Source organism: Sphingomonas sp. dw_22, assembly GCF_018449795.1.
GTDB lineage: Bacteria > Pseudomonadota > Alphaproteobacteria > Sphingomonadales > Sphingomonadaceae > Sphingomonas.
In genome coordinates this window covers 14,778-40,415 of the sequence record NZ_JAAVVE010000041.1, presented here as the reverse complement: position 1 = coordinate 40,415, position 25,638 = coordinate 14,778, and the positions used below count along the sequence as shown (strand labels likewise).

The following is a 25,638-nucleotide window of genomic DNA, read 5'->3' as shown; positions in this document are numbered from 1 at the left end:
GGACGCGGAAATAATGCGCATCATCGCCGGCACCTGGCGCGGCCGCCCGCTGGTGGCGCCGAAGGGCGACACCACGCGCCCCACCGCCGATCGCACGCGCGAGGCACTGTTCTCGATGCTCACCAGCCGCATCGGCAGCTTCGAGGAGCTGGCGGTCGCCGATCTCTTCGCCGGTTCGGGCGCGCTGGGGCTGGAGGCGCTGTCGCGCGGCGCCGCCTCCTGCCTGTTCGTCGAGCAGGATCGCGCCGCGCTCGATGCGCTCCGGGCCAATATCGCAAAGCTGGGCGCCATCGGTGCCGAAGTCCGCGCGACCTCCGCTCTGGCACTGGGTCCGGCCCCCAAGCCGCTCGACCTGATCCTGATGGACCCGCCCTATGGCACCGGCGCCGGCGCGGTGGCGCTCGACAAGCTCGGGCGCCTCGGCTGGACGGGGCCGGCCACCTGGATCAGCATCGAAACCGCGAAGGACGAAACGGTCGAGGTCGCCGGCTTCACCGCGGACGTCACCCGCGTCCACGGCAAGGCCCGGCTTACGCTGCTGCGCGCGGGCTAGAACCAGGGCTTCAGCGTATAGCGCATGTCCTGCTGGGCGCCGCCGCGCTCGATCTTGAGCGACACCTCCTTGCCCGGACCGCCCGTAATCGCGCGGATCATCGCCTGCAGGTCGCCGCCCCGCAGCACGTCGCCTTTCCGCACGCCGGCCTGCGCCGCGGGGCTGCCGATGCCGACATCGGAGACGACCACATGTCCCTTCGCCTCGTCGATCCACAGGCCGGAGAGCGGATAGCCCAGCTTCGGCTCCGCGCGGCCGTTGGGCGTGGCGTAGAGCGCCCCTTCCGAGACGTCGGTGCTGAGATTGAGCAAGGATAGGGTGGAGAGGCCGATGATGCCGTCCTGCCAACCGACTGAGCGCGTGCCCGGCTCGTTCAGCTTCACCAGCGAGTTCTCGAAAACGAACCGCCCCATTTTCAGCCGCCCGGCGCGATAGATCCGCGCGGGGATGCCGTCGCCGTCGCCGATTCCCTGGGCACGTGTCGGCGCATAGGGCTTGTCGCTGTCCCACAGCCCACTCTTATCGGCTGCGCGCCCGGTCAGGCTCAAGCCCGGCGCACCGGTGTCGATCAGGAAATCGCCCGCGAAATCGTCGATCGATGCCTCCACAACGAGACGCTGGCCCCCTCTCTCCCGCAGGAAGCGCGACGGCAGGCGCGTCAATCCGTCGAAATTCGGCCGCCCGTCGATCCAGGCGCGCCACTCCCCCTTCGCGAAGTCGAAGTCGCTGTCATAGGTGGTGAACAGCCCCGCGCCGAAGGTTCCCACCGCTTCGGCGCTCAAGCGCTTGGCGATGCCAGCGAACAGCGTGTTCTGGAAGCGTATGCCGCTGGTCAGCCGCACTTCCTTGGCGATATACCAGCTATGGTAGGCCACTTTGCCGCCCACCCCTGCTATCGGTCTTCCCGTCGTCGCCGAGAGGCCAGCCTTCTTGGCGAAGTCTATATCGATGATGCTCAGCACCGCGCCGGTATCTACGATGAATGGATAGGGGCCCTTGCCATTCAGCGTCGCGCTGATCCACACCCGGCCCTTGTCGACCAGAATTGGATTGGTCACGGGCGGGTCCGCGTCCGCGAAAGCCCGGCGTGGAAATCCCGTCGCGGCAGCCAGGGCGAGGCCGCTGCCCAGCAGATTGCGCCTGTCGATCATGCCGCCCTTCCCGGTGAACAAGAGGAAAACTTTAGGCAAACCAGATTACCGGATAAAGACGCTATTTCCTCCGCACCAGCGCCAGTCCCACCAGGCTCAGCAGCGCCGCGCCGGACAGGTAATAGCCCACCCAGGCGAGCCCGCCCTGCTTCACCAAGGTCTCGGCGATCAGCGGGGTCAGCCCGCCGCCGATGATCCCGCCGATGTTGAACGTCACCGACACGCCGGTATAGCGCACCCGCGCCGGAAACAGGCTCGGCAGCCATGCCCCCAGCGGCCCATAGACGAAGCCCATCGTGAACAGCGCGAAGGCCAGCCAGGCGAACACGCTCGGCAGCGATCCGGGCACCAGCAGGGTCGCCATCGTCAGCCCCACCGGGATCGTGACGATGCAGCCGCGCACCAGCATCTTCCCCGCGCTCGCCCGATCGGCCCAGATGCCGGCGGTCGCGATGCCGCCGGCCATGAACAGGATCGCGACCAGCTCCAGCGCCAGGAAGGTCTCGCGGTCGTAATGCAGCGCCTTGGTGCCGTATCCGATCACGAACAGCGTCGAGATGTAGAAGAGCGCGAAGCAGGCGATCGTCCCCATCGTTCCCGCCAGCGTCTGGAGCGGATGCTCGCGCAGCAGCTCGCCGATCGGGACGGCCGGCGGCGGGGCCTTCTCGCCCGCCGCGACGAACTCGGGCGTCTCGGTGAGCTTGAGGCGCACCCACAGCCCCAGCCCGACCAGCACCGCGCTCGCCAGGAACGGCGCCCGCCAGCCCCAGTCGCGGAACTGCGCGTCGGAGAGCAGCGCCCCCAGCACCAGATAGAAGCCGTTGGCGAAGATGAAGCCCACCGGCGCCCCCATCGGCGGGAAGCTGCCATAGCGGTTCGCCCAGCCCGGCGGGGCATTCTCCACCGCGAGCAGGCTCGCCCCGCCCCATTCGCCGCCCAGCCCCAGTCCCTGGCCGAAGCGCAGCAGGCACAGCAGCAGCGGCGCGACCCAGCCGATCATCGCATAGGTCGGCAGGAAGGCGATCAGCACGGTGGAAAGCCCCATCAGCATCAGCGAGGCGACGAGCGTCGACTTGCGCCCCAGCCGGTCCCCGAAATGCCCGAAGACCAGCCCGCCCAGCGGCCGCGCGAAGAAGGCGACCGAGAAGCTGGCATAGGCGCCCACCTGCTGCAGCCACGGCTCCTGCGCCGGGAAGAACAGCGGCCCGAACACGAGTGCCGCGGCAGTCGCGTAGATATAGAAATCGTAGAACTCGACCGAGGTGCCGACCAGGCTGGCGAACAGGATGCGGCGATGCGATGCGGCTGGTGCGGTATGGACGGTCACGGTTTCCCCTCTCCCTCTCCCCGATGGCGCGGGGCAGCGGCTCTCCTTCTCCTATTGTCGGAAAAGGTCCAGTCCGTTCATCCGCAGGACAGTTGCGCGCGGCTATCAAAGGATCACGACACAGCGCCGCCATGAGGGAGACGGACGATGCTCGGACCGACAGCACGGCGCCTATTGTTCGCCATCGTGTTCGCGCTGCTCGCCGGCCTGCTGGTCGCGTTCGTGAATCCGGTGGATCATGTGAAGGCCGATCTCCACGCCGACACCCACGGCCTCAGGCACAGCCTGCGCCTGGTGGAGCACGATCTGTAGCGCCCCGGAACCATTACGGAATCCTCACGCCACCGGGCGCCTTCCCTCTCGAATCCTTACGGCGGCCCGGACCATATCGGCGGGATGATAGACCCTCATCGCCATCATCTTCTCATCCCGCGCCACGGCCGGCCTGCCCAGCCGCGCCTGAAGCGCTGGTGGTTGGCCGCCGTCGACTGGCTGGGCGCGCAGAAGCCGCTCAACCTCATCCTCGGCGCGGTCACGATAATCGCGGTCGTCGCCGCGCTCGTCCAACTGGCCTGAACGGCGCCGAAATCCGGCAGTTCGCGTCTCAGTGCAGCCCGAACGCCTTCACCGCGGTCAGCATCAGCCAGTAGAGACCGCCCGAGAGCAGCATCGCCGCCGGCAGCGTCAGCAGCCAGGCCAGCGCCAGGTTGCGCACCGTGCGCGCCTGGAGCCCCGACCCGCTCGCCACCGAGGCGCCGGCCACGCCGGAGGACAGGATATGCGTGGTCGAGACCGGCAGCCCGAAGTGGTCGGCGGCCAGGATCGTGCCCGCCGCCACCAGCTCGGCCGATGCGCCCATGCCATAGGTCATGTGCTGCTTGCCGATCTTCTCGCCCACCGTGATGACGATCCGCTTCCAGCCGATCATCGTGCCCAGCCCCAGCGCCAGCGCGACGACGATCTTCACCCAGATCGGGATGAAGCGCGTGCCGGCCTCGAGGTCCGTCTGATAGTCCTTCAGCGCCTTCAGCTCGGCGGGCTGATAGCCCTCGGGCTTCTTGATCGCGAGCCTGGTGGTGTCGAGCACCAGATACATGTCGTTGCGCACGTTCGAGGTCGCCTCGGCCGGCACCTTGCTCAGCGAGCCATAGCTCGCCACGCGCTGGGTCAGATCCTTGGAGAGGCTGTCGAGCGCCGCGAACACCTGCGGCCCCTCGGCCTTGCGCTGCTGGAGCGCATTGGTCAGCACGCCGCGCGCCTGCTCCGGCGCGATCGCCAGGCCGCCGCTGCGCGCATCGAAGGCCGCATTGGCCATGTTCGCGGTCTGGACGAAGGCGGGCGTCGCGCTCGCCGGCAGCGTGCGGTTCAGCGCATAGGCGGTGGGGGCGCAGCCGATCAGGATCAGCATGATGAGCCCCATGCCCTTCTGCCCGTCGTTCGAGCCATGGCTGAACGAGACCGCGGTGCAGGTGAAGATCAGCAGCGCGCGGATGCCCCTGGGCGGCGGCGCGCTGTCCATCGGCGCCTTGTAGAGCTTGGGGTTGCGCAGCAGCATCCGCATGACGAGCAGGAGCAGCAGCGCCGCGCCGAAGCCGATCAGCGGCGCCATCCAGAGACCCGTGAGGATCTTGGTCGCCTGGCTCCAGTCGACGCCCGCGGTGCCGCCGCGCGAACCGGCCGAGATGAGCTGGTTGGCGAAGCCCACGCCCAGCACCGAACCGATCAGCGTGTGGCTCGAGCTGTTGGGCAGCCCGACATACCAGGTGCCGAGGTTCCACAGCACCGCCGCGAGCAGCAGCGCGAAGATCATCGCGAATCCTGCCGAGGAGCCGACGTTGAGGATCAGGTCCACCGGCAGCAGCGTGATGATCGAATAGGCGACTGCCCCGCTCGAGACCATCACGCCCAGGAAATTGAAGAAGCCGGACCACACCACCGCCAGATGGGCGGGCATCGAATTGGTGTAGATCACGGTGGCCACCGCATTGGCGGTATCATGGAAGCCGTTCACGAACTCGAAGCCGAGCGCGATCAGCAGCGCCAGCCCCAGAAAGGCGAACACGCCCAGCGCCAGCTCCTCGCCGACCCCCCGCGTGTCGGTCAGCACGCTCCAGCCGGCAAAGGCCATTCCGCCCACCACGATGGCGGCGAACAGCAGCTTGGCTAGCGGATGCGTGTTATAGTCGAATCGCGGGCTCCGGGGCAGTTCAGCCGCCGGGGCTTGGTCCATTGCGAGTGTGGCCATGATGTTTGGGCCTCTGGCCCCGACCTGTGACAGCATGATGACAATTGCGTTACAAAGCCGTCTAAAGCGTCGAAGGCGTGCAGGTCGTGTGGGTAATCTTCACCACCTTCCCGCTCGCATCCTTCTCCTCGTGGCGCCCCGGCACGCAGGCCGGCTTGCGCGCCGAGGGCTGGCTGGTCCGCCAGGCGAGGAATGCCGCGAATATGGCGAGCGCCAGCACGACCGCGATCCGAACCCTTCTGCTGCGCAACTGCATCGCCTTGCTCCTTCACCAGCCCGACTAGCCGTGTCGGGGCGCGCAAGCAACTTGCTCCCGGCGCTCGCGTTCCCTACCTGTTCGCCGATGAGTCTCCCCGCGCCCACTCCTGAAGACGCCCCCTATCTTGCGGGCCTGAACGCCCCTCAGCGCGAAGCCGTGCTCACCACCGAAGGCCCCGTGCTCGTCCTGGCGGGAGCTGGCACCGGCAAGACCGCTGCGCTCACCGCGCGCCTCGCGCACCTGCTCTGGACGCGGAAGGCCTATCCGTCCGAGCTGCTCGCCGTCACCTTCACCAACAAGGCCGCGCGCGAGATGCGGGAGCGCGTCGGCCGACTCGTCGGCGATGCGGTGGAGGGGATGCCGTGGCTCGGCACCTTCCACGCGATCGGCGCCCGGATGCTCCGCCGCCATGCCGAGCTGGTCGGCCTGCAATCCAATTTCACGATCCTCGACACCGACGATCAACTCCGCCTGCTCAAGCAGCTCATCACCGCCGCCGACCTGGATGAGAAGCGCTGGCCCGCCCGCCAGCTGGGCGGGCTGATCGACGGCTGGAAGAACCGCGGCCTCATCCCCGCGGACATCGACGCTGGCGAGTCGGAGCTCTACGCGAACGGCCAAGGCCAAAAGCTCTACGCGCAATATCAGGATCGCCTGCGCACGCTGAACGCCTGCGATTTCGGCGACCTGCTCCTCCACATGCTCACGATCCTCAAGACCAATCGCGAGGTGCTGGCATCCTATCAGCAGCGCTTCCGCTACATATTGGTCGACGAGTATCAGGACACCAACGCCGTCCAGTATCTCTGGCTCCGCCTGCTCGCGCAGGAGCGCAAGAACATCTGCTGCGTGGGCGACGACGACCAGTCGATCTATTCGTGGCGCGGCGCACAGGTGGAGAACATCCTCAAGTTCGAAAAGGACTTCCCCGGCGCCAAGGTGATCCGCCTGGAGCAGAATTACCGCTCCACCCCGCACATCCTCGGCGCCGCGTCGGGCGTGATCGCCAATAATGGCGGCCGCCTCGGCAAGACCTTGTGGACCGAGAAGGATGTCGGCGAGAAGGTCAAGGTGCTTGGCGTCTGGGACGGCCCCGAGGAAGCGCGCCGCGTGGGCGAGGAGATCGAGGGCCTCCAGCGCGGCGGGCTCTCGCTGGATGCCACGGCCATCCTGGTTCGCGCCCAGCACCAGACCCGCGAGTTCGAGGACCGCTTCATCGCGATCGGCCTGCCCTATCGCATCATCGGCGGCTTCCGCTTCTACGAGCGGCAGGAGATCCGCGACGCGCTCGCCTATCTGCGCATCGTCGCGCAGCCCGCCGACGACCTCGCCTTCGAGCGTATCGTCAACACGCCCAAGCGCGGCCTGGGCGACAAGGCGCTGGCGAAGGTCCACCAATATGCCCGTGCGGCCGGCATCCCCCTCGCCACCGCCGCCGCCCGCATCCTCGACAGCGACGAACTGACGCCCCAGGCCCGCCGCAGCCTAGGCAATCTGATCGGCGACATCGCCCGCTGGCGGAGCATGGGTGACACCCTCCCCCATCCCGAGCTGGCCCGCATCATCCTCGACGAGTCCGGCTACACCGCCATGTGGCAGGCCGATCGCACGGCAGAGGCCGCCGGCCGCCTCGAAAACCTCAACGAACTCGTCCGCGCGATGGAGGAATATGAGTCCCTCACCGCGTTCCTCGAGCATGTCAGCCTCGTCATGGACAATGAGAACAATGCCGAGGAGCCCAAGGTCACGATCATGACGATCCACGCCGCCAAGGGCCTGGAGTTCGACACCGTGTTCCTGGCGGGCTGGGAGGAAGGCATCTTCCCCTCGCAGCGCGCGCTCGACGAGGGCGGCCTGGCGTCGCTGGAGGAGGAACGCCGCCTCGCCTATGTCGCGATCACCCGCGCCCGGCGCAGCGCGACCATCCTCCATGCGGCCAATCGCCGCATCTACGGCCAGTGGACGTCGAGCCTGCCCTCACGATTCATCGCCGAGCTGCCGGGCGAGCACACCGAGCAGGAAAGCACCATGTCCGGCGGCGAGAGCCTGTGGCGTGCCAACTGGTCGGAGCGCGCCGATCCCTTCGCCGATGTCGGCCGCGGCACCGGCCGAGGCCCTGGCTGGCAGCGCGCGGCGGGCGTGGACCCCAAGAACCCCGGCGGCGGCTTCACCCCCCGCACCTTCACTCGCGAACCCGCGCGCGTATTGGAAAGCCGCGCCTCGGCGGTGAGCTTCGGCGCCAAGCCCCGCAGCGACCTGTCGCTGGGGATGCGCGTCTTCCACCAGAAGTTCGGCTATGGCCTGATCGCCGAGATCGAAGGCAACAAGCTGGAGATCGATTTCGAGACCGCCGGGCGCAAGCGGGTGATGGACAGTTTCGTGAGCCTGGACTGAAGACAGCCCGACTTTTTTGCGCAGTCTGGACGAAAAACGTTAAAGGAAGACTGTCAACGATTTGCGGTATTTTCGAAAATTCTCTAAGAATTGACTTGTCAAAGAAAATACCCAGCGCTCACCACTGCTATTTGAGTTTCGCGGATGCCAACTTATCCTCCAGAAAACTGTCGGGACTGCGCATATGGGCATTGGGTTTGGTCAAACAAACCCTATCCTGAGGGCCGTCGGCGCATTATCGTTCAACGCTCGGGCCGGTGCATGTTTGAAGGATCTTCCGCAGCAGGTAGCACGGTGAAAGCTCCGCTTCGGGCGATGGAACCGTTTCAAAATTGCAATGCATGGAAGGGACAAAATGATGCGTAAAGGGAAGTTGGCCCAAGCTCTCAATATGGCTCTTCTCTTCGTGCTTGGCAGTTGTGCTTCAAGCGGCGAGTTGCGAGCAAAACCTGCATCGTTGATCCTGGAATCTCCAAAAAGTGAGAAGCAGGTGTCTGGGTGTATTTCGGAGGCTCTCTCTGGTAGCAAGTCTCTATATTGGTCCACGCAACCGAAAGTTTCCGGAACGGCATTTACGTTTGGCGAAACGTCAGATGCCGTGATAGTACTTGATGTTGACGAGCGAGGCACGGGATCGGCAATCACGATGCACAAAAAGTCCGGACCGATGCTTGGTATGGATAGGAAGGTGGAACGAGCCGCTCAAGGGTGCATTTAACTCGACAACATAGTTCTATTCCAAAGATGATGGGAGATCTGCACGGTGCGCATCGCGCTCTATGAAGTCGATCAGGCAGCGGCGATGCTCGATACGCTTCTTGATCGCGTAGAAGCGGGAGAGGTTATTGGCCTGACGCGCAATGGAAAGCTCGTGGCACGGCTGATCCCCGCGACACCTTCTGCCACCTGAGAAACCTTGGCCGGGAACCGGCCCTTCCAAAATAGGATTTCGCCTGAAATACGCTCGCAGATGCGCGAGTCCCCTCACCTTCCCATCCGTCCCCACAGCGTCTGCCCGCTATGACAGCTGGACGCCGCGCCGGCAGCGCGACTTAATCCATGCGCTCGCCGTCATCGGCAGCGTCACCCATGCCGTCCGTGCAATGGGGATGGGCAAGCAGTCCGCCGCGCCGATGCGCTGCGTGATCGCCCCGGCGCGGAAGTCCTCGCCGCGGCTTGGGACTGCGCGCTTCAGATGGGCTATGACAACCTCTTCGAGCAGCGATGGACCACGCGATTAACGGCATCACCATCCCGCGCTATTATCGCGGCAAGCAGATCGGCACGATCCGCCGCCCGGACTTCCGCATGGCGCTGGCCGCGCTCGCCACACCGCCGAACTGCCTCGGAAGAAACCTACGAGATGAATCGCATTACCAGGAACTTAGTCAATTTCGCCAAGCTCGCCTGCCTTCAGCTCGCCGCAGCCGCCCCCGGCTCCACCGCCATCAGCGTCTCGCCCTGGTATTTCTCCAGCCCCGCATCGTACAGCGTGCTGATCTCGAACGCCCGCTCCAGCACCGTCAGATCCTTCAGCCCGTCGAGCTTGAACGTTCCCACCTTCTCCTCGCGCGGCAGCATGCCCTCGCGCGAGACGACCACGCCGTCGACATAGAGCGCGCCGTGGCGGGTGTAGAGAATGTGCGGGGCCAGGATCATCCGCGTGCGGTTATAGGTGGCGGACAGGCAGCGCTGGCGCACGATTCCCTCAAGCACGGTCGGCGTGTTGTTCACGGGCGCGGGCGCAGGATCGGGTTCGAGGCTCAGTTTCATACAGACAATTATGGGCAAGATGCTGCGATGCAGCAAGCCTGAAATCCGATTAACCCACTATGCGATGTCCATTGCACGGCCCCGCGCCGGCCTGGATGCAGGATTTTCGCTCGCCCGGGGCCGTCATTCAGCCGCCCTTCACGCATGTTGCCGGAACGTTTCGCAGCCTCTAGCCGTACCGGCTGCACCTGAAGGAGAGCACGACAATGAAACACGTCATGGGCTTTGCGGCGCTGGCCGCGAGCTGCCTCGCCATCGCCGCCCCCGCCGCGGCGCAGACCGCGACGCGCTATGCGGGGCCGCAGGACGAGGAGGCCCGGTTCGACGCGGCCCAGCGCCGCTTCGATGCCGAATATGAGGCGTTCCAGAACGCGATCGAGCGCTATCGCCAGTTCCGCGCCAGCCGCGCCGATTACGGCCCGCCGCCCCGCCCGGGCTATGACGACGAGCGCGACGAGGGAGATTACGATGCGTCCCGCTATTATCGCCCCGGCCCCCAGCGCGTGCTCGGCGCCGAGGACCGCGTCTATCGCGGGCAGGACGGCCGCTATTATTGCCGCCGCAACGACGGCACGACCGGCCTGATCGTCGGCGGCGCCGCGGGCGGCCTGTTCGGCAACGCCATCTCGAACCGCCATTCGCGCACCGTCGGCACGCTGCTCGGCGCGATCGCGGGCGCGGCGATCGGCAGCTCGGTCGATCGCAACAACCAGCAGGTCACCTGCCAGTAACCAACCCCCGGGGTGCCACCCGAAAAAGGCGGCACCCCGATCGCTTCCACAGCAACATTTCGTTACAAGCGGCGCCTTGAACCCCGCCTGCCCCCGCCCTATCCTCGAAGAGCGGACCGGGCCCCTCTGGCGAGGGCTTACAGCAAGCCCTCGTGATGTCGGACCGCATCGAGCGTGCTCGGTGCAGGACGGTGGCCCTTCCCCCTAACCGCCCCTCCCCGCCGAGCCGCTCGATCGATGCAACATCGATGGAAAGAGGCTTATGAATACCCTGATCGAGCGGCTGATCGCCGCCCACCGCGTCCTGAATCGCGAGATACGGCGCGAGCTCGCCCGCCGCATGCCGGACCAGCTCCGCCTGAACCGGCTCAAGAAGGAGCGGCTGGCCATCAAGGACCGGCTGTTCCGCTATTTCCCCGACGCCGCCGAGATGCGCAGCGTCGCCCGCCTGGCGCTGGGCCGCGCCCGTCCCGCCCGGATCTGAAGGAGACCCGCCTTGTTCGAACCCGCATCCTATCGCGTCCCGTCGTCCCAAGCCCAGGGCGCCGCGCTCCATGAGGGGCTGCGCCGCTACATGCTCGGCATCTATCGCACCATGGCGCTCGGCCTGGGCCTCACCGGCCTGGTCGCCCTGCTCGTGGCGAGCACGCCGGCGCTCTACGGCCCGATCTTCGGCACCCCGCTCAAATGGGTGGCGATGCTGGCGCCGCTCGCCTTCGTGTTCTTCTTCACCTTCCGCATCGATCGCATGACCGTCGCCGGCGCGCGGACCGCCTTCTTCGCCTTCGCGGCGGTGATGGGCGTGTCGATGGCCAGCATCTTCCTGGTCTTCACCGATCTCAGCATCGCCACGGCCTTCTTCGCGGCGGCGGCGCTGTTCCTGGGCCTGAGCCTGTGGGGCTACACCACCAAGACCGATCTCTCGCGCTTCTCGACCTTCCTGATGATCGGCCTGTTCGCCGTGATCGCGGTGAGCCTGGTCAATCTGTTCATCGGATCGAGCCTGCTCCAGACGGCGATCTCGGTCGCCGGCGTGCTGGTCTTCACCGGCCTCACCGCCTGGGACACGCAGCGGCTGAAGAGCGAGTATCTCGCCTATGCCGGAACCCAGGGGACCGAGAAGCTCGCGATCATGGGCGCGCTGTCGCTCTATCTGAACCTCATCAACCTGTTCCAGCTCCTGCTGCAACTGATCGGCCAGCGCGAGGAATGAGCCGGCGGTGGCGATCGTCGGCCTTGCAAAATAGGATTTGAGAGCAGAGCGAAGGACCGGCTCTTTCTCATCGTCGGCATTCCGGAAACGTGCGGGCAAACCGCGTGGAAAGACGCTCGAGTCGAGTCAACTTGGTCAACCGGCCCGGCCCTTATCCGTCACCCCGGCACTTCCGCCGGGGTGACGAAGGAACCAGGCAACTTCACCGCGCACCCGTCCCTAGTGCCAGAACAACAGCAGCAGGATGATGATCGGGATCGGAATCCCCAGCAGCCACAACAGGATACCCTTGCCCATTTCGATTTTCTCCTAACCGATTGATTTCCAGGACATACGAACCAGCCGACGGCGATCAGGTTCCTTTGGGGTGGAACTGCGGGCCGGTTCGAGCGATGAGCGCTTCGTGACCGAAGGCCTTCCCATGCCCCGCCGCCTCCGTGCGATCGCCGCCATTTCGTTCGGAACCGCTTTGGTGGTGATCGACGGCGCGATCGCCACCGTGGCCCTGCCCACCATTGCCCGTGACCTGCACGTCGATTCCTCGGCGGCGGTGGCGGTGGTGACCGTCTATCAGCTCGTGCTGGTGATGATGCTCCTGCCCTTTTCGGGGCTGGGAGACCGGATCGGCCTCAAGCGGCTCTATCAGGGCGGCCAGATCGTCTTCACCATCGCCACGATCCTCTGCTTCTTCGCCCAGAGCCTGCCCTTCCTGCTGATCGTCCGGGCGGCACAGGCAGTGGGCGCCGCGGCGGCGCTCAGCGTTTCCTCGGCGCTGATCCGCCAGGTCTATCCGCCCCAGCATCTGGGGCGCGGCCTCGGCCTCAATTCGGTGGTGGTGTCGAGCGCCGCCGCGCTGGCACCGACGCTGGGCGGGCTGGTGCTGGGCCTCGGACCCTGGCCCTGGGTCTTCGCCTCGGCGGTTCCCTTTGCGGTGCTGAGCCTGGCGCTCGGCCGCGCACTGCCCGATACGCCGCGCAGCAGCGCGCCGTTCGACATACTCGGCGCCTTGCTCTGCGCGGCGATGTTCGGGCTGGTGATCGGCGGTCTCGAAAGCGGCGTCCATGGGGACAGCCCGGTGGTCTCCGCCGCGATTGTCGTGGCGGGCGCGTTCATCGGCCTGATCTTCGTGCGCCGCGAGCGCCACGAGCCGAAGCCGATCCTGCCGGTCGACCTGCTCGGCCGGCCCGTGCTGGCGCTGTCCACGATCGGCGCCTTCACTGCCTTCATCGCGACGATGACGCTGCTGCTCTCGCTCCCCTTCCGCCTCCAGCACAGCTACGGCTTCGCTCCGTCCGAGGTCGGCGCGGTAATCGCCCCGTGGCCGCTCACGACGATGTTCGTGGCGCCGATCGCGGGCTCGCTCTCGGATCGCTACCCCGCCGGTGCGCTGGGCGGCATCGGCATGGCGATCGCCGTCACCGGGCTGGTGCTGCTCGCCTTTCTGCCCGTCCACCCGAGCTGGATCGACATCGCCTGGCGCATGTCGCTCACCGGCGCGGGCTTTGGCATGTTCCTTTCGCCCAATGCCCGCCTCATCATCGGTTCGGCCCCGATCGACCGTGCCGCCGCGGCGGGCGGTCTCATCTCGACGACGCGGATGGTGGGACAGACCGTGGGCGCCACATTGGTCGCGGCGCTGCTGGCGCTCGGCATCGGTTCGGGCTCGGTCCCGCCACTGGTCGCCGCCGGACTGGCGCTGGTCGCCGGGGCGTGCAGCCTTGCCCGCCTCAACCCCGCAATCCGCAACCCGCGCCGCGAGGAGACCGAGCAGGTCCAGCCGGCCCAGGTGCGCTAACGCTTTCGTATAGACCGGGACAATCGACCGTTGCGCTGGCGGCCCCGGCGCGCCAAGAGGCCGGCCATGGCTTCGCATCCGTTCGCCGTCCCCAATTTCAGAGCTTATTGGGTCGCTCGCCTCGCCGCCACTTTGGGGCAGATGGCGATGGTCATCGTCATTGGGTGGCAGGTCTATGATCTCGCCCGCAAGACGATGAGCGTGAAGGAGGCGTCGTTCCAGCTCGGCCTGATCGGCGTCGCCCAGTTCCTGCCGCTGCTTGTCCTGTCGCTGTTCGCCGGCTGGGTCGCCGATCGTATCGACCGGCGCTGGATCGCCCGTGCCTCGGTGTCGCTCGAGGCGTTCTGCGCGCTGAGCCTCGCCTGGCTGACCTATAGCCACACGATCGGCCTGACCTCGCTGTTCGGCATCGCCGCGCTGCTCGGCGTCGCCCGCGCCTTCGCCAGCCCCGCGCTCGGCGCGCTGGCGCCGAACCTGGTGCCCAAGGCGATCCTGCCGACCGCGATCGCGCTCAGCTCGCTCGCCTGGCAGGCGGGCACGGTGATCGGCCCGGCGATGGGCGGCTATCTCTATGCCGCCGCGGACTGGCTCGCTTATGCCGTCGCAAGCGGACTGTTCCTGCTCTCGCTGCTGATGCTCATGCTGATCTCGCCGGTGCCGCGTCCCGCCCGCAAGTTCGTGGGCAGCCCCTGGGCGCAGATGATCGACGGGCTCCATTATGTCCGGGGCAACCGGCTGGTGCTGGGTGCGATCTCGCTCGACCTGTTCGCCGTGCTGCTCGGCGGGGCGACGGCGATGCTGCCGGTCTATGCCCGCGACATCCTCCTGGTCGGCTCGGCGGGGCTGGGCCATCTCCGCGCGGCGCCGGCGCTGGGCGCGGTCGTCACCGCGATCTTCTTCTCCTGGCGCCCGCTCAGGACCGAGGTCGGCAAGAAGATGCTGACGGCGGTCGGCATCTTCGGCGTGGCGACAGTGGTGTTCGGCCTGTCCGCGCCGCTGCTGCTGCCCGCGCTCGGCCCCGGCGCGGTGGGTAGCGACTTCGCGCCGGCGGTGCTCCTTTCGCTGGTCGCCCTGTTCGTGCTCGGCGCGGCCGACATGGTGTCGGTCTATGTCCGCCAGTCGCTGATCCAGCTCTATACGCCGGACGAGATGCGCGGCCGGGTCGGCGCGGTGTCGACGCTGTTCGTCTCGGGGTCGAACGAGCTGGGCGAGGCCGAATCGGGTTTCCTCGCCGCGCTGATCGGGCCGGTGGCCGCAGTCGTCGGCGGCGGCGTGGGCGCGGTGCTTGTCACGGTGATATGGGCCAAGCTATTCCCCGAGCTGAGGCGGGCTCGCACGTTCGATCCACCGGCCAATCTTGAGATTCCTCCCAAGGAGATGACGACATGAAGGCCAACACGATCCTCGAAACGATCGGCAACACGCCGCATATCCGCGTCCAGAAGCTGTTCCCGGGTGCCGAGGTCTGGATCAAGTCCGAGCGCTCGAACCCCGGCGGCTCGATCAAGGACCGCATCGCGCTGGCGATGATCGAGGCGGCCGAGGCCTCGGGCGACCTCAAGCCCGGCGGCACGATCATCGAGCCGACCAGCGGCAACACCGGCGTCGGCCTGGCGATGGTCGCGGCGGTGAAGGGCTACAAGCTGATCCTGGTGATGCCCGAAAGCATGTCGCTCGAGCGCCGCCGCCTGATGCTCGCCTATGGCGCGACCTTCGACCTCACGCCCCGCGAAAAGGGCATGAAGGGCGCGATCGAGCGGGCGATGGAGCTGGTCGAGACCACGCCCGGCGCCTGGATGCCGCAGCAGTTCGAGAACCCCGCGAATGTCGACGTCCACGCCCGCACCACGGCGCAGGAAATCCTGAACGACTTCGCGGATACGCCGATCGACGTGGTCATCACCGGCGTCGGCACCGGCGGCCACATCACCGGCGTCGCCGAGACGCTCAAGAAGAGCTGGCCGAACCTCAAGGTCTATGCCGTCGAGCCCGAGCTTTCGCCGGTGATCTCGGGCGGCCAGCCGGGTCCGCATCCGATCCAGGGCATCGGCGCCGGCTTCGTGCCGCGCAACCTGCATACCGATGCGATCGACGGCGTCATCAAGGTCGATGCCGGGGTCGCCAAGGAATTCGCCCGCCGCGCCGCGCGCGAGGAGGGGCTGCTGGTCGGCATCAGCTCCGGTGCGACTCTGGCCGCGATCCAGCAGAAGCTCCCCGAGCTGCCCCAGGGCAGCCGCGTGCTCGGCTTCAACTACGACACCGGCGAGCGCTATCTCAGCGTTCCCGATTTCCTGCCGGAGAGCTGAGCACCGGGGCCGTGCCGCGGCCCGATGGTTCCCAGTTGGTGAGATCTGCGTTATGGGCGGCGACCCTGTCCATGGAGCAAATCTTGCCCTTTCGCCGTACTGCCTCTTTCCGCCTTCTGCCCGCGTCGCGGCAAGGCTGAGCCGCGCGTCGCGAAAGCCATGCTGATGGGAACCCTCGAAGCGACCGTGCGGCGCAATCCGAGCGTCAGCCCGCTATTGCGGCTGCTGCTGGGCGTCATCGCGCTGGCGGCGATCGTCGTGCCGGTCCTGCTGGTCTCGAACGCGCCGCACATCGTCGCCCATAAGCGCCCGCCGGTGGTGCTCTCCAAGCGCGTCGTGCCCCAGCAGGAGCTGCCGCCGGTCGAGCCGGTCGAGCTCCAGGCGCTGAGCCCCGACGATGCCCGGGCGATCAACGATTCGATCCCCTTCTCGCTCGCGCCCAATCCGGCGGCACGGGCCTTCCATCTGTCCGGCGCGGCGGACAGCCAGGCTCGGGCGATCGATTGCCTCGCCGCGGCGGTCTATTACGAGGCCGGGGACGATAGCCTCGGCCAGCGTGCGGTGGCGCAGGTCATCCTCAACCGGATGCGCCACCCCGCCTTCCCCAAGACGGTCTGCGGCGTCGTGTTCCAGGGGGCAGAGCGCAGCACCGGTTGCCAGTTCACCTTCACCTGCGACGGCGCGATATTGCGCTACACGCCCACGGAAGCGGCCTGGACGCGCGCCCGGCAAGTGGCGCGGATGGCGCTGAGCGGCACCGTGTTCCGCCCGGTGGGCCACGCGACGCACTACCATACCGATTGGGTGGTGCCCTATTGGAGCGCCAGCCTCGACAAGATCACCGAGGTCCATACCCATCTCTTCTTCCGCTGGGCCGGCTGGTGGGGCACGCCGCCGGCGTTCAACCGCGGCTATGCCGGCGTCGAGCCGAACGTTCCGCTGATGGCGCGGCTGTCGCCCTCGCATGTCGGCGACGGGGCGGCGCCCGCGCCCGCAATCGCAGTCGGTGACTTGGCCGGGCTGGAGGTCAATCTGGCCGCCATCCCCGACAGTGCGATCCCCGCATCGGTGGCGGGCGACCCGAACGTGTTCCTGATCGTCCTGCCCAAGGGCATCGTGCCGGACAATTTCCCGGCGCTTGCGATCAAGACCTGCGGCGAGCGGCCCTATTGCAAGTTCATGGCCTGGTCCGACGCTTCGAAGAAGCCGCCCAAGCTGCCGCCGAGCGGCGAACAGGCGGCGGCGATGTCGTTCAGCTACCTGCGCGACGACAGCGCCGCCTATGCCAAGGCGCTGTGGAACTGCGACCAGTTCAAGCGGCCTAGCCCGGTCCAGTGCATGCGGCGCATCGCCTTTGGTGCGCCGGAGCCGATGCCGGCACCTAGCCCTTCTCCAACACCCGAGGCCAAGGAGGGGCCGGCCGGCCTGAGCGGGGTGCGCCGCAAGGGCGATCCCGCACCGGCGATCGCCAAGCCGCCCGTTAACCTCACGCTGCCGGCACCCAGGCCGTCGCCGACCCTCACGCCTTCTCCCAAGAACTGAACCGGTGCGCGGCGTTCAGGCCGCGCGGAACATCTCCGGGTCCAGCGCCATCGCGGCATCGCTGCCCGCCTCGATCTTGCGGCGGAGCGATCCGGCATCGGGCAGGAAGCGCTCGGCATAGAAGCGCGCCGTCACCAGCTTGGCCTCGAAGAACTTCGCGTCCTCGGCGCCCTCGGCCAGCGCATCGACCGCCGCCTTGGCCATGCGCAGCCACATCAGACCGAGCGCGACCGTGCCGGTGAGTTGCATGTACGGATAAGCGCCCGCGCCGACATGGTTGGGGTTCTGGAAGCCGTTCGCCGCCAGCCACATCGTCGCGCCCTGGAGATGACCGAGCGCCTTCTCCAGCGCCTCGGCAAAGCCCTTGAGCTTATCGTCCGCCTTGGCGGCGGCGACTTCCTCGGTCACGACCTTGAAGAACGCCTGGACCGCGCGGCCGCCGTTCATCGCCAGCTTGCGGCCGACCAGGTCCATCGCCTGGATGCCGTTGGTGCCCTCATAGATCATCGAGATGCGGGCATCGCGGACATATTGTTCCATGCCCCATTCGGCGATGTAGCCATGGCCGCCATAGACCTGCTGCGCGTCGGTGGCGATCTTATAGCCGATATCGGTGCCCACGCCCTTGATGACCGGGGTGAGCAGCCCGACCAGATCGGCGGCGAGCTGGCGCTCCTCCTCCGATGCGGCGCCGGTTTCGAGATCGACCTGGAGCGCGCCCCAGAGGCAGAGCGCACGGAGCCCTTCGGACTGCGCCTTGGCCTCCATCAGCATGCGGCGCACGTCGGGATGGACGAACAGCGTATCGGCCTTTTCCTGCGGCTCGGCCGGGCCAGTGAGCGCGCGGCCCTGGCGGCGGTCCTGCGCATATTGGACGGCGTTCTGGAGCGCGACCTCGGCGATGCCGAGACCCTGCAGGCCGACGCCGAGCCGGGCCGCGTTCATCATGATGAACATCGCCGCGAGGCCCTTCATCTCCTCGCCGACCAGCCATCCCCTGGCGCCGTCATAGTTCATGACGCAGGTCGAATTGGCGTGGATGCCCATCTTGTGCTCGATCGAGCCGCACGAAACCGCGTTGCGCTCACCCAGCGAACCGTCCTCGTTCACCAGGAACTTCGGCACCACGAACAGCGAGATGCCCTTGGTGCTCTCCGGCGCGCCGGGCGTCTTGGCGAGGACGAGATGGATGATGTTGCTCGTCAGGTCATGCTCGCCCGACGAGATGAAGATCTTGGTGCCGGTGATCGAGTAAGACCCGTCCGCCTGCGGCTCGGCACGGGTGCGGATCAGGCCGAGATCGGTGCCGCATTGGGGCTCGGTCAGGTTCATCGTCCCGCCCCATTCGCCCGAGATCATTTTCGGGACGTACTTGTCCTTCTGCTCCTGCGATCCCTTGACCAGCAGCGCGGCGATCGCGCCGTGCGTGAGACCGGGATACATGGCGAAGGCCATGTTCGAGGATATCATATATTCCTGGAACGCGGTGGAGACGATGTGCGGCATTTCCTGCCCGCCGAATTCCGCCGGCGCGCTGAGCGTGCCCCAGCCGCTCTCGACGAACTGGTTGTAGGCTTCCTTGAAGCCGTCGGGCGTGGTCACGCTGCCGTCGTCGTGCCGGGTGCAGCCCTGCTGGTCGCCCGAATGGTTGAGCGGGAACAGCACCTCGGAGACGAAGCGGCCGCCCTCCTCCAGCACCGCATCGACCACATCGGGCGTGGCATTCTGGAAGCCGGGCAGATTGGCATAGCGGTCCAGCCCGATCACGCGATCGAGGACGAAGCGCGTGTCGCGCACGGGCGGCGTATATTGCGGCATTTCAGGTTCCTCAGTGTTCGGAGTCGCTGCTCTTTAGCAGTCCGACGAATTGCTGGAGCTCGGCGATATGGGCGTCGATATCGTGCTTCTGGTTTTCGAGCAGCCGGATGCGATCGAGACAGCGCTCGAGCGTCACCTGGCGCTGGACGCGGCGGCCGTCGCCGACATCGTAGAGATCGATCATCTCCTTGATCTCGCCCAGGCTGAAGCCGACCCGCTTGCCGCGCAGGATCCAGGCGAGCCGGGCACGATCGCGGTGGGAATAGATGCGCGCTGTGCCACGACGCTCGGGGGCGATCAGCCCCTCGTCCTCGTAGAAGCGCAGCGCACGGGGCGTCACGCTGAACTCGGCGCAGAGATCGGAAATGGAAAAGGCATCGCGGTCGGGGCGCGGCTCGATCGGCGCCAGGGCCTCGATCGGAAAGGCGGTAGCGGTCATGCGCTTTTCCTACTTTACCTTTACGTGAACGTCAACGTGGTGCGCGTGCCTAAAGTCACAAAAGTCATGGGTTCCACGCGTGAGATGACGGGTCGTGTCGGACGCTCGCATGGCCGGACCATCGCGCGGCAAATCCTATTTTGCCAGCGGCATGCAGATCACTCGCCGCACAGGCGCCGGCCGGCCGCGTCGCGCATCGCCCTGGCCTCGGCGGTCGACTCGCTCAGCCGCGAGACTTCCAGGCCCGCATAGGAGGCTCGCCGCGCGCAGAAGGCCGTGCATCCTTCGGGAAGGGCGCCGGGAAAGCGGATATGGTCGCCGTCGAAACGCGCATCAAAGCTGCACGCATCCTTGTCGCCCAGCCGGATGTGGAGCACCTCCCCCACCCTGGTCACGCTGCCCGCGCCGCTGCAGGTGATGCGCTCGCCATAATCGACATAGGCGCCGATCCGGTATCCGTCCCCGGCGGGCACGATGCAGATCCGATCGGTGTCGCGGGCATAGAGGCCGACGATCCCGGTATCCTTCGGATCGCGGACCAGTCCGCGTTCGATCGCGGCGCTCTCCAGATCCTGGGGCTGCGCGGCGTTCTCGCGGGGCTGATTGCCGGAGCACCCCGCCAGCAGCAGCGCGAGCGCCAGCGCCGCTCTCACGCCTCGCGCACCAGCTTGCCGCCTTCGATGCGCCGATAGAAGCAGCTCCGCTCGCCAGTGTGGCAGGCCGGGCCGTGCGGCTCGACGCGGAGCCACACCGCGTCCTGGTCGCAATCGATCCGCGCCTCGACGACGCGCAGGATATGGCCGGAGGTCTCGCCCTTCTTCCACAGCCGCCCGCGGCTGCGCGACCAGAAGGTGGCCTCGCCGGTCTCCAGCGTGGCGGCCAGCGCCTCGGCGTTCATATGGGCGAGCATCAGCACCTCGCCGCTGGCGGCATCGGTCGCGACCGCCGTTATCAGGCCGGCGGCGTCATATTTCGGATCGAGCGTGGTGCCCGCTTCGCGTTCGTTGGTCACCTGGTGGGTTTAGCTGGCCCGCCCCCTTCCGTCACCCCGGCCGAAGTGCCGGAGTGACGATTGGGGGCGCTCAATGATGGCGAATCGCGTCGATCAGCGCTTCCTTGTCCATCTTCGACCGGCCCTCAATGCCGATCTCCCTGGCTTCGTCGTACAGATCCTGCTTGCTGCGGCTGTCGAGCCGTCCCTTGTGATCGAGCGTGCCGGCTTCCCTGGCATTGGCGATTCGCGCCGCCTTCTCCTTGGAGGCGCCGTCGCCGCGCAGCTTCTCGTACAGCGCGTCGTTCTTGATCTGGGGTCCATGGTCGCGTCCGGGCATCGAAAATCTCCTTTCCGACTGAAAAACCATCAAAAAACGGAAACGCTCCTTTTCTTTGTGACGAACCGGCGACAAATGGCGACGAAGCCCCTATATGGCGCGAACGAGACCGAACCCCCCTGAGGGCCGATGCTTACCACGCACCCGTTTGACGATGACAAGCTGCGCGAAGAGTGCGGCATATTCGGCGTTTCCGGCGCAGAGGGCGCAGCCGCGCTCGTCGCGCTGGGGCTCCATGCCCTGCAACATCGCGGCCAGGAGGCTGCCGGCATCACGAGCTGGGACGGACACCAGTTCCACACCCATCGCGCGATGGGGCATGTCGCCGGCAATTTCGACCGCGACGACGTGATTCGCGCGCTGGTGGGCACCACCGCCGCCGGCCATGTCCGCTATTCGACCACCGGCGAGACCGCGATCCGCAACGTCCAGCCGCTCTATGCCGAATTGGCGAGCGGCGGCTTCGCGGTGGCGCATAACGGCAATATCTCGAACGCGATGCGGCTTAGGCGCGATCTCGTCCGGCGCGGCGCGATCTTCCAGTCGACCTCGGATACCGAGGTCATCATCCACCTCGTCGCCACCTCGCAATATCGCACGCTGATCGATCGCTTCATCGATGCGCTCAAGCAGGTAGAGGGCGCCTATTCGCTGATCGTGATGACGCCCGAGGGCATGATCGCCTGCCGCGATCCGCTCGGCATCCGTCCGCTGGTGATGGGCAAGCTCGACGACACGATCGTCTTCGCCTCGGAAACGGTCGCGCTCGACGTGGTCGGCGCCGACTATGTCCGCGATGTCGAGCCGGGCGAGCTGGTGATCGTCAAGGGCGGCGAGATCACGTCGCACAAGCCCTTCGCGCCCCTGGCGCCGCGGCCGTGCATCTTCGAATATGTCTATTTCTCGCGCCCCGATTCGATCAGCGAGGATCGCTCGGTCTATTCGGTGCGCAAGGCGATCGGCGCGCAGCTTGCGATCGAATCGCCGGTCGAGGCCGATCTGGTTGTCCCCGTGCCCGATTCGGGCGTGCCGGCCGCGATCGGCTATGCGCAGGAGAGCGGCATCCCGTTCGAGCTGGGCATCATCCGCTCGCATTATGTCGGCCGCACCTTCATCCAGCCGGGCGACAAGGTCCGGCACCTGGGCGTCAAGCTGAAGCACAACGCCAATCGCGAGCTCATCAAGGGCAAGCGCGTGGTGCTGATCGACGATTCGATCGTGCGCGGTACCACCAGCCTCAAGATCGTGCAGATGATGCGCGAAGCGGGCGCGGCCGAGGTGCATATGCGCATCGCTTCGCCGCCGACGCGGCATAGCTGCTTCTACGGCGTCGATACCCCCGAACGTGCCAAGCTGCTCGCCGCCAAGCTCGATGTGGGCGGGATGACCGACTTCATCCATGCCGACAGCCTGGCCTTCGTCTCGATCGACGGGCTCTACAAGGCGCTGGGCGAGGTGCATCGCGCCGATATCCACCCCAAATATTGCGACGCTTGCTTCACCGGCGACTATCCGACGACGCTGACCGACCAGGACGAGCTCGCGCCGGTTGACCAGTTCGCGCTTCTGGAGGAACGGGTCGGCTGACCCTGACTTTCCCGGAGCCCGCATGACCGACAAGCCCTTCGCCGACCAAGTCGCGCTCGTCACCGGTGCCAGCCGCGGCATCGGCGCGGCCACCGCGCTGGCGTTGGGCAAGGCCGGCGCGCATGTGATCCTGACCGCGCGGACTGCCGGCGGGTTGGAAGAGGTCGAGGATGCGATCTTCTCCGCAGGGGGCTCGGCCACGATCGCGCCGCTCGACCTGGCCGAGAACGAAAGTGTCGCCCGCCTGGCCGAAGCGATCGGCGAGCGCTGGCAGGCGCTCGACATGCTGGTGCTGAACGCCGCTTCGCTCGGCACGCTCAGCACCGTCGCGGCGATCGACTTCAAGGAATTCGCCAAGGTGCTGACGCTGAACGTCACCGCCCAGGCGGCGATCCTGGCGGCATTCGATCCGATGCTGCGCAAGGCGCGGCAGGCGCGCGTGCTCGGGGTCACCTCCAGCGTGGGGCGGACGCCGCGTGCTTATTGGAGCATGTACGGCGCGTCCAAGGCGGCGTTCGAGAACCTCGTCCTCAGCTATGGCGAGGAAGTGCGCCATCTGAGCGGCGTCCGCGTGGGGCTGCTCGATCCCGGCGCCACCCGCACCAAGATGCGCGCGCGCGCCTTTCCGGGCGAGGATCCCCAGACGCTGAAGGTGCCCGAAGTGGTGGCGGAACGGATCGCGGCGCTGATGGCGGCGGGATTTGACACCGGCCATTACGCGCGGGTCGACTGACCGAGACTAGCGCGCCGCCTCGAACAGCCTGTTGAGGAACGCCGTCCGCGCCCTGCCATAATCGGCATCCGTCGCCTTGGGCGCGGCGGCGGAGATGGCGATCACCGTCCGGGTTTTCGGGTCGATCCGGATCGTTTGGCCGAAAATGCCCTGCGCGCCGAACCGTCCCTGCGGATAGGTCCACCATTGATAGCCATAGCCGAACCCCGGCTCGCCGATGTCGGCATGGGGGCTGGTCGATTCGGCGAACCATCCGGTGGGCACCACGCCCTTGCCGCCCTCCAGCACGAACTGGCCCATCCGGGCATAGTCGCGCAACGACACCGACAGGCAGCAGCCGCTGACTTCATGGCCCGCGGGATCGATCATCCAGAAGGCGTCCTGCTGCATGCCGAACGGCTTCCAGACCTTGTCGCTGAGATAAGTCGCGAGCGGCTTGCCGGTGGCGCGCATCACCAGCACGCCGATCAGGTTGGTCTCGCCGGTCTTGTAGACCCATTTGCTGCCCGGCGCGGTGTCACGCGGCAGGTTCTTCATATAGTGGACCGTGGGATCCTCGCCCGCGGGCACCGGCTCGAGGAACATGCGGGCGACGTCCGACTTCACATCGGTATAGTCCTCGTTCCACTTGACGCCCGAGGTCATCGTCAGGAGCTGCTGGATCGTCACGCCGTCATAGCCGCTGCCAGCGAGTTCCGGAATGTATTGGGTCACGGGCTCCTGGATCGACTTGATATAGCCGTCCCGGATTGCGGCGCCGACCAGCGTGGAGGTGAACGACTTGGCGACCGAGAAGCTGGTCCAGCGCCCCTCCGGGCCATAACCGCGGGCATAGCGCTCCAGCCGCACCTTGCCGTCCTGAAGCACGATGATGCCGGCGATGTTCTGCGCCTGGATGAACGCGTCGAGATCGGTGTCGGCGATGGCGAGCGGCTTGCCGGCGGGCAGCGGACGGACCTTGCCGCCGGCCTTGACGATGTGGCCGGGGAAGATCTTTTCCATGTGCGGGAAATTGGCGTCGCGCTGGGCCTGGCTCCAGAACAGCACCTCGGCGCCGACCTTCCGCAGCCCCGCGGTATCCTGGGGGTTGATCGGCACGTCGGGGGAATTGACCGCCTGCGCCGCCGCCGGGCCGCTCGCGAGCAAGGCGAACGCCGCCATCCATGTCCTGCCCATCACCCCTCCTTGGTCAGCGTCATTTGAATGACGTCTATGCCTCCTCCTCGGAAACCGCCTTCACAATACATGAGATAATAGCGCCACAAATCGATAAATCGCGCATCGAACTGCGCGGGCAGCGCGCCGGCGGCGACGGCTGCGTCGAAATTCTCGCGCCAGCGCTTGAGCGTGTCCGCATAATCGAGGCCGAAATTGACCTGATCGCGCCATGCCAAGCCGTGCGCGGCGGCGATCTCCCGGAAACCGCTCTCCGAGAGCAGCATCCCGCCCGGGAAGATATAGGTCTGGATGAAGTCGACATTGGCGGCATAGCCGTCGAACATCGCATCGTCGAAAGTGATGATCTGGAGCGCCGCATGACCGCCGGGCTTGAGGGCTCGGGCGATGGCGGCGGCATAGGCCGGCCAATATGCCCGGCCCACCGCCTCGGCCATCTCGATGCTGACGACCGCGTCATAGGTGCCGGTGACGTCACGATAGTCGGTGAGCGAGAAGCGCGCGCCTTCCAGGCCGGCGGTGCGCGCCTCGGCCCAGGCCTTCTGCTCGGTGGAGAGGGTGATGCCGTGGACGCGGCGCCCCTGCCCCAGCGCCAGCTCGGCGAACGAGCCCCAGCCGCAGCCGATCTCCAATATCTCGTCGCCGAGGGCGGTGGCGGTGCGGGCGAGCATCGCCTCGAGCTTGGCGGCCTGCCCTTGCTCCAGCGACTGCGCCGGATCGGCGAAGAGCGCGCTCGAATAGGTCATGCTTGCGTCGAGCCAGGGCCGGTAGAAATCATTGCCCAGATCATAGTGGAACGCGATGTTCTTGCGCGATCCGCCGCGATGGTTGCGCCGCAGCCAGTGCCAGAAGCGCCGCGCCAGCAGCGAGAAACCGGTCGCGCGCGCCTGATCGGCGAGGCTGGCCCGATTGCGGCTGAACAGCGCGAAGAGCTGGACTGGATCGGGGCTGGCCCATTCGCCCTTCGCCCAGGCTTCGTACCAGCCGCCCGAGCCGCCGGTCGCCAGCCGCACCAGGGCGCGCCAGCTCCGGAGATCGACGACGGCAGCCGGTCCCGGCGCGCGGCCGCCGAGCATCCGCACCCGACCGTCCGGCGTCATGACTTCAAGCGCGCCCACGACGATACCCGTATCGAGACGATCGAGCTGGCGATGGAAGAGCGATGCGAACGGCGCGAGCAGGACGCCGGAGCGGCGTTTTCCTTCGCTGGCCTGGTCTTGCGCCGGTGCGTTCATTATCGCGCTAAATGCACGCAGCCGCGCCGA

26 protein-coding genes are annotated in these 25,638 nt (G+C 66.7%); 14 read left to right on the top strand and 12 right to left on the bottom strand.

Going from position 1 to position 25,638, the window contains the following annotated elements:
• The first annotated feature begins 13 nt into the window (after positions 1–13).
• Positions 14–553 carry a 16S rRNA (guanine(966)-N(2))-methyltransferase RsmD gene (gene rsmD, locus HB724_RS16095; protein ID WP_213981965.1) on the top strand — a complete coding sequence of 180 codons (540 nt, stop codon included), beginning with the start codon at positions 14–16 and terminating at the stop codon, positions 551–553.
• On the opposite strand, the gene HB724_RS16090 is transcribed toward rsmD, so the two are convergent.
• Positions 550–1,704, bottom strand: coding sequence for an aspartyl protease family protein (locus HB724_RS16090; RefSeq protein ID WP_213981960.1), 1,155 nt, complete (start codon positions 1,702–1,704; stop codon positions 550–552). The two genes, rsmD and HB724_RS16090, sit on opposite strands and share 4 nt — an antisense overlap.
• A gap of 61 nt (positions 1,705–1,765) precedes the next feature.
• Positions 1,766–3,031: an MFS transporter gene (locus tag HB724_RS16085; protein ID WP_346344744.1), complete on the bottom strand. Its 1,266-nt coding sequence runs from the start codon at positions 3,029–3,031 to the stop codon at positions 1,766–1,768.
• A gap of 147 nt (positions 3,032–3,178) precedes the next feature.
• Between HB724_RS16085 and HB724_RS16080 the strand changes: the two genes are divergently transcribed.
• Both HB724_RS16080 and HB724_RS16075 read left to right on the top strand, forming a co-directional pair.
• Positions 3,179–3,343, top strand: a complete 165-nt coding sequence (locus HB724_RS16080; RefSeq protein ID WP_213981959.1) for a hypothetical protein — start codon at positions 3,179–3,181, stop codon at positions 3,341–3,343.
• 84 nt (positions 3,344–3,427) lie between these two features.
• Positions 3,428–3,607 carry a hypothetical protein gene (locus HB724_RS16075; protein WP_213981958.1) on the top strand — a complete coding sequence of 60 codons (180 nt, stop codon included), beginning with the start codon at positions 3,428–3,430 and terminating at the stop codon, positions 3,605–3,607.
• 28 nt (positions 3,608–3,635) lie between these two features.
• Here the strand turns inward: HB724_RS16075 and HB724_RS16070 are convergent, their stop codons facing one another.
• Positions 3,636–5,276: an inorganic phosphate transporter gene (locus HB724_RS16070; RefSeq protein ID WP_256731563.1), complete on the bottom strand. Its 1,641-nt coding sequence runs from the start codon at positions 5,274–5,276 to the stop codon at positions 3,636–3,638.
• Between the two features lie 61 nt (positions 5,277–5,337).
• The gene (locus HB724_RS16065; RefSeq protein ID WP_213981957.1) at positions 5,338–5,532 is read right to left on the bottom strand and encodes a hypothetical protein; all 195 of its coding nucleotides are present in this window, start codon (positions 5,530–5,532) and stop codon (positions 5,338–5,340) included.
• A gap of 87 nt (positions 5,533–5,619) precedes the next feature.
• On the opposite strand from HB724_RS16065, the gene HB724_RS16060 reads away from it, so the two are divergent.
• Positions 5,620–7,929 (top strand): UvrD-helicase domain-containing protein, encoded by a 2,310-nt coding sequence (locus tag HB724_RS16060; RefSeq protein ID WP_213981956.1) that lies wholly within the window; start codon positions 5,620–5,622, stop codon positions 7,927–7,929.
• A 763-nt stretch (positions 7,930–8,692) separates the two neighbouring features.
• Positions 8,693–8,839, top strand: a complete 147-nt coding sequence (locus HB724_RS16055) for a type II toxin-antitoxin system prevent-host-death family antitoxin (protein ID WP_213981955.1) — start codon at positions 8,693–8,695, stop codon at positions 8,837–8,839.
• Between the two features lie 503 nt (positions 8,840–9,342).
• On the opposite strand, the gene HB724_RS16050 is transcribed toward HB724_RS16055, so the two are convergent.
• A complete protein-coding gene (locus HB724_RS16050) occupies positions 9,343–9,702 on the bottom strand; it encodes a WYL domain-containing protein (RefSeq protein WP_213981954.1) in 360 nt (119 codons plus the stop codon).
• 206 nt (positions 9,703–9,908) lie between these two features.
• On the opposite strand from HB724_RS16050, the gene HB724_RS16045 reads away from it, so the two are divergent.
• The 7 genes from HB724_RS16045 (at position 9,909) to HB724_RS16015 (ending at position 17,289) form a co-directional block, all read left to right on the top strand.
• Positions 9,909–10,433: a glycine zipper 2TM domain-containing protein gene (locus tag HB724_RS16045; protein WP_213981953.1), complete on the top strand. Its 525-nt coding sequence runs from the start codon at positions 9,909–9,911 to the stop codon at positions 10,431–10,433.
• A gap of 262 nt (positions 10,434–10,695) precedes the next feature.
• The gene (locus HB724_RS16040) at positions 10,696–10,917 is read left to right on the top strand and encodes a YdcH family protein (protein ID WP_213981952.1); all 222 of its coding nucleotides are present in this window, start codon (positions 10,696–10,698) and stop codon (positions 10,915–10,917) included.
• A 90-nt stretch (positions 10,918–11,007) separates the two neighbouring features.
• Entirely contained in the window at positions 11,008–11,646 is a 639-nt protein-coding gene (locus HB724_RS16035) for a Bax inhibitor-1/YccA family protein (protein WP_213981962.1), read from the top strand.
• Positions 11,647–12,067: 421 nt separating this feature from the next.
• Positions 12,068–13,441, top strand: coding sequence for an MFS transporter (locus HB724_RS16030; protein ID WP_213981951.1), 1,374 nt, complete (start codon positions 12,068–12,070; stop codon positions 13,439–13,441).
• A 66-nt stretch (positions 13,442–13,507) separates the two neighbouring features.
• On the top strand, positions 13,508–14,830 hold the full coding sequence (locus tag HB724_RS16025; RefSeq protein WP_213981950.1) for an MFS transporter: 1,323 nt from the start codon (positions 13,508–13,510) through the stop codon (positions 14,828–14,830).
• Positions 14,827–15,747, top strand: a complete 921-nt coding sequence (gene cysK / locus HB724_RS16020; RefSeq protein WP_213981949.1) for a cysteine synthase A — start codon at positions 14,827–14,829, stop codon at positions 15,745–15,747. Before HB724_RS16025 ends, cysK begins: the two co-directional genes overlap by 4 nt.
• Before the next feature lie 165 nt (positions 15,748–15,912).
• Positions 15,913–17,289, top strand: a complete 1,377-nt coding sequence (locus HB724_RS16015; protein WP_213981948.1) for a cell wall hydrolase — start codon at positions 15,913–15,915, stop codon at positions 17,287–17,289.
• A gap of 15 nt (positions 17,290–17,304) precedes the next feature.
• On the opposite strand, the gene HB724_RS16010 is transcribed toward HB724_RS16015, so the two are convergent.
• From HB724_RS16010 to HB724_RS15990, 5 genes are all read right to left on the bottom strand, one after another.
• The gene (locus tag HB724_RS16010; RefSeq protein WP_213981947.1) at positions 17,305–19,107 is read right to left on the bottom strand and encodes an acyl-CoA dehydrogenase C-terminal domain-containing protein; all 1,803 of its coding nucleotides are present in this window, start codon (positions 19,105–19,107) and stop codon (positions 17,305–17,307) included.
• A gap of 10 nt (positions 19,108–19,117) precedes the next feature.
• Positions 19,118–19,546: a MerR family DNA-binding transcriptional regulator gene (locus HB724_RS16005; protein WP_213981946.1), complete on the bottom strand. Its 429-nt coding sequence runs from the start codon at positions 19,544–19,546 to the stop codon at positions 19,118–19,120.
• Between the two features lie 158 nt (positions 19,547–19,704).
• Positions 19,705–20,199: a hypothetical protein gene (locus tag HB724_RS16000; RefSeq protein ID WP_213981945.1), complete on the bottom strand. Its 495-nt coding sequence runs from the start codon at positions 20,197–20,199 to the stop codon at positions 19,705–19,707.
• Positions 20,196–20,558, bottom strand: coding sequence for a phosphoribosyl-AMP cyclohydrolase (hisI, locus tag HB724_RS15995; protein ID WP_213981944.1), 363 nt, complete (start codon positions 20,556–20,558; stop codon positions 20,196–20,198). The genes HB724_RS16000 and hisI overlap by 4 nt, the downstream gene beginning before the upstream one ends.
• A gap of 70 nt (positions 20,559–20,628) precedes the next feature.
• Positions 20,629–20,877 (bottom strand): Rho termination factor, encoded by a 249-nt coding sequence (locus HB724_RS15990; protein WP_213981943.1) that lies wholly within the window; start codon positions 20,875–20,877, stop codon positions 20,629–20,631.
• Positions 20,878–21,006: 129 nt separating this feature from the next.
• On the opposite strand from HB724_RS15990, the gene purF reads away from it, so the two are divergent.
• Positions 21,007–22,464, top strand: a complete 1,458-nt coding sequence (gene purF, locus HB724_RS15985; RefSeq protein WP_213981942.1) for an amidophosphoribosyltransferase — start codon at positions 21,007–21,009, stop codon at positions 22,462–22,464.
• A gap of 22 nt (positions 22,465–22,486) precedes the next feature.
• Positions 22,487–23,197 carry an SDR family NAD(P)-dependent oxidoreductase gene (locus HB724_RS15980; RefSeq protein ID WP_213981941.1) on the top strand — a complete coding sequence of 237 codons (711 nt, stop codon included), beginning with the start codon at positions 22,487–22,489 and terminating at the stop codon, positions 23,195–23,197.
• Between the two features lie 6 nt (positions 23,198–23,203).
• Here HB724_RS15980 and HB724_RS15975 read toward each other — a convergent pair whose 3' ends face one another.
• Together HB724_RS15975 and HB724_RS15970 are read right to left on the bottom strand one after the other, a co-directional pair.
• Positions 23,204–24,373 (bottom strand): serine hydrolase domain-containing protein, encoded by a 1,170-nt coding sequence (locus tag HB724_RS15975; protein ID WP_256731562.1) that lies wholly within the window; start codon positions 24,371–24,373, stop codon positions 23,204–23,206.
• Positions 24,373–25,608 carry a cyclopropane-fatty-acyl-phospholipid synthase family protein gene (locus HB724_RS15970; RefSeq protein ID WP_213981940.1) on the bottom strand — a complete coding sequence of 412 codons (1,236 nt, stop codon included), beginning with the start codon at positions 25,606–25,608 and terminating at the stop codon, positions 24,373–24,375. Before HB724_RS15970 ends, HB724_RS15975 begins: the two co-directional genes overlap by 1 nt.
• Positions 25,609–25,638: the final 30 nt, after the last annotated feature.